2 protein-coding genes are annotated in these 1,419 nt (G+C 58.1%); both read right to left on the bottom strand.

Translation table 11 applies throughout. The features are described from left to right. Positions 1–350: YibE/F family protein (locus lacNas_RS07855; protein WP_201346753.1), on the bottom strand; the 350-nt coding region annotated here is incomplete at its 3' end. Further along, positions 347–1,419 (bottom strand): YibE/F family protein (locus lacNas_RS07850; protein ID WP_244661444.1); only part of this gene is annotated, 1,073 nt, incomplete at its 5' end. The genes lacNas_RS07855 and lacNas_RS07850, both read right to left, overlap by 4 nt.

The raw sequence follows: 1,419 nt of genomic DNA, 5'->3' as shown, positions 1-1,419 counted from the left end.
TGGCCCAGCAGGATTTCGCCGGCTTCCGCCCCCAGGCCGGCCGCCTGGGCCAGCTGCTGGATGCCCAAAATCAGCAGGCTGACGGCCGCCAAAACGATCAAGGAGGCATAGAAGGAATTTTTGGCCACGGTGTAGTCATGGGTGCCCAGGAAGATGATCGTGACCAGCTTCAAGGGAACGAAGATCATGGTGATGACCGGGATGCTCAAACCCCAGGAGATCAGCATGGCCACCAGGACCAGCAGCAGGGTGTTGATCAGGACGCTGAAGAAGCTGCGGATCCCGGTTTCCCCGCCGACCAGCATCATCAAGACCGCCAAAACAATGATAAGCGCGCCAAGACTGCTCATTTCTCCTCAGCTCCTTTCCCCGGTTTTTTCAAAAACAGCAGGCTGCAGACGCTGGCGAAGACGACCGTCAAAACGATCCCGATCGCCGAAACCGCGCTCTGCGTCGCCCCCAGCGACATGGTGAAGTTGAAGGTGGTGGAAATCGTGTTGTTGTCCCTGAAGTACAGGATCGTCTCCGGCAGGGCCTCGGAAATGAAGATCAAAACCAAAACGTTGATCAAAGGCCCCATGATTTCCTGCCCCATCGTCCGCCCGCTGGCCAGCAGCTCCTTGACGCTGATCTGCGGCTTGTGCTGGATCAGCTCATAAAGGCTGGAGACGATGTCCGTGGCCTCGTCCATGACCGCGCCCAGCACGCCCAGCAGGGTCTGGGCCATAAAGATGCCCCGCACGTCCTGGGTGGCATAGTCGCCCATTTCATAGTTCAGGTAGCTCTCCCCGGTCAGCTTGATCACCAGATAGCAGAGGGCAAAGGAGACGAAGACGCCCAGCAGGGTCGCCAGCCAGGTGACCAGCATCTTTTTGTTGACCCCTTGGACGATCGCCAGGCTGAAAAAGGAGAAGACGATGTCGGCCAGGGAGAACATCAGCACGATCCCAGCCCCGTTGACCGCCACGTCCCAGAGGATGAGCCCGTAAAAGAGGATCCAGCTGATGGCCATGGAAACGATCAAATGCCAGCTCCGCCGGCCAACCACGGCGACCATCAAGGCCAGGGTCACAGTCAAAGTCAGCAGCAAGACCCAGTCTCTTTTCGGCGAAACCAGGGCCAGACTGCCCTTGCTGACGGTGACGAAAATCCGCTCCCCGGCCCGGTACTTCTGGGTCACCAGCTGGGAAGGATAGTAGGTGTTGACCGTCTTGAAGGTCTGCCCCTTGTACTTGCCGCTTAAGACCTGCACGTGCAGGTACTGCCGGCGCTCCTCGTCCTTGTTGCCGTAAATGTCGGTTTCTTTCTTCAGCAAGCGGTCCTTGATCTTCTGGTCAGTGATCACTGCCACCTGGTTCTTGTAGCCAGTCGTCTTGAAATATGTCAGCGCCGTCAGTCCCAGCCCGACCGCCAATAGGA

This window comes from Lactobacillus nasalidis, assembly GCF_016587775.1.
GTDB lineage: Bacteria > Bacillota > Bacilli > Lactobacillales > Lactobacillaceae > Lactobacillus > Lactobacillus nasalidis.
Note: the sequence above shows the minus strand (reverse complement) of the source record. Positions and strands in the feature narration are given on the sequence as shown.